We start from the raw sequence: 1,752 nt of genomic DNA, 5'->3' as shown, positions 1-1,752 counted from the left end.
TTCATACCCGAAAGGTCACAGGTTCGACTCCTGTTACCGCTACCAATAATATAAAGTGGACCTTTAGCTCAGTTGGTTAGAGCGCCCGGCTCATAACCGGTAGGTCCGGGGTTCGAGTCCCTGAAGGTCCACCACTTTTAAACATCGAGGTGTAGCGCAGTTTGGTAGCGCACCTGGTTTGGGACCAGGGGGCCGGGGGTTCGAGTCCCTTCACCTCGACCAAGTAATATGGTGGGTATAGCTCAGTTGGTTAGAGCGCCAGATTGTGGCTCTGGAGGTCGTGAGTTCGACTCTCATTATCCACCCCATATAAGTTGATCCATTAGCTCAGTCGGTAGAGCACCTGACTTTTAATCAGGGTGTCCCGCGTTCGAGTCGCGGATGGATCACCATTTTTTTATATATAAATAAGGCGACATAGCCAAGTGGTAAGGCAGTGGACTGCAACTCCTTGATCCCCAGTTCAAATCTGGGTGTCGCCTCCAAAAAATAATGCGCCTATAGCTCAACTGGATAGAGTGTCTGACTACGAATCAGAAGGTTAGGGGTTCGAGTCCCTTTGGGCGCACCATATGTATCCGGGATTATAGCTCAGCTGGGAGAGCACCTGCCTTACAAGCAGGGGGTCACAGGTTCGAGCCCTGTTAATCCCACCAGTGTAAAAACATCTAATTCAATGAATTAGATGTTTTTTTATTTTATAAAATATAATACTATTGCAAAATTAATATTGAAAAGGTAATATATAGCTAAAAAAGAAATAAAATAGTATATTAAAAATAATATTTGTCAAGATTCTAGGTATATATTAAATATAGGAGGTACTTATGCCTAGAAAAAATAGTACAAAAAAAAATATAGATAATGAAAAAATAATAAAAGAAATAAGAATAGCTCAATTAGAAATAAAAAATGCAGAGAAATTCTTTCAGTATGTGAGTGATCCAGAGTTAGTGGATGTGGCTATATATGATTTAGAAGCTAAAAAATCAAAATATTCATATCTTATTAGGAAAGCTAAGGAACAAGGAGTTAGGAATTCTCTTAAAGATTGTTTAATTGAAGCTATAGCAAAATAATTATATAGACTAGGAGAATTTGTATATGTACATATTATTTGGGAATGAGATCGTCGATAGTGAAGAAATAAAGGCAATAATAGAAGAAGAAACTCCTTTTAGGGTAGATAAAGATTTAAGTAAGGGTTCTAAAAGAGAAGATATTTTAGCATTTCAAGTAAGTATTGATGTTGAAGAATTGAATAATATAATAAAAGAAGAGTATGAATTAAATGAAATGGAAAGTGATGATTTATTTGATGAATACATGACACTTACTGATGAAATAGGAGTAGATTTAGAAGAATTAGTTCCTGAAGGAGCTATATTAAATACTAGATCGTATAAATGGGATAACTCAGAGAATAGAATAAAAGCTGTAGTAGCTATAGCGCATGAAGAGCTTGGAGAAATAAAATTAATGGATATAACTAAAAGGTTATTAAGTCAAGTTGATTAATATATCTACAATAGATAGTAAATATAAATGATATTTTATATTTACTATCTATTGTATACAATTTAAATGCTAGTAATTTCAATATATACAGATTGTTTTTTAAAAAAATAAAAAAAGTTTTACAAAAAGTGTTGACGTTAATAAATTAAGATGGTATAGTATTACTTGTCCTTAAGAAAAGGGCAAACGAGAAAATGAACTTTGAAAATTAAACAGTAGGTTAATTATAAAAAT

2 protein-coding genes and 7 tRNA genes are annotated in these 1,752 nt (G+C 34.1%); all 9 read left to right on the top strand.

The window, feature by feature from the left end; translation table 11 throughout:
* Positions 1-57 precede the first annotated feature (57 nt).
* The 9 genes from ACRCYC_RS03610 to ACRCYC_RS03570 all read left to right on the top strand — a co-directional run bounded on the left by ACRCYC_RS03610 (position 58) and on the right by ACRCYC_RS03570 (position 1,518).
* A tRNA-Ile gene (locus tag ACRCYC_RS03610) sits at positions 58-134 on the top strand.
* A gap of 11 nt (positions 135-145) precedes the next feature.
* A tRNA-Pro gene (locus ACRCYC_RS03605) sits at positions 146-222 on the top strand.
* Positions 223-231: 9 nt separating this feature from the next.
* A tRNA-His gene (locus ACRCYC_RS03600) sits at positions 232-308 on the top strand.
* A gap of 8 nt (positions 309-316) precedes the next feature.
* Positions 317-392: transfer RNA gene (locus ACRCYC_RS03595), tRNA-Lys, on the top strand.
* Positions 393-411: 19 nt separating this feature from the next.
* Positions 412-485 (top strand) — tRNA-Cys (locus ACRCYC_RS03590).
* Positions 486-494: 9 nt separating this feature from the next.
* A tRNA-Arg gene (locus ACRCYC_RS03585) sits at positions 495-571 on the top strand.
* Positions 572-580: 9 nt separating this feature from the next.
* A tRNA-Val gene (locus ACRCYC_RS03580) sits at positions 581-656 on the top strand.
* A gap of 171 nt (positions 657-827) precedes the next feature.
* The gene (locus tag ACRCYC_RS03575) at positions 828-1,079 is read left to right on the top strand and encodes a DUF2508 family protein (protein ID WP_438617817.1); all 252 of its coding nucleotides are present in this window, start codon (positions 828-830) and stop codon (positions 1,077-1,079) included.
* Positions 1,080-1,104: 25 nt separating this feature from the next.
* Positions 1,105-1,518: a hypothetical protein gene (locus ACRCYC_RS03570; RefSeq protein ID WP_438617815.1), complete on the top strand. Its 414-nt coding sequence runs from the start codon at positions 1,105-1,107 to the stop codon at positions 1,516-1,518.
* Positions 1,519-1,752: the final 234 nt, after the last annotated feature.

Origin of the sequence: Paraclostridium sp. (genome assembly GCF_051657365.1) — a bacterium.
GTDB lineage: Bacteria > Bacillota > Clostridia > Peptostreptococcales > Peptostreptococcaceae > Paraclostridium.
This window is presented reverse-complemented; position numbering and strand designations above follow the sequence as displayed.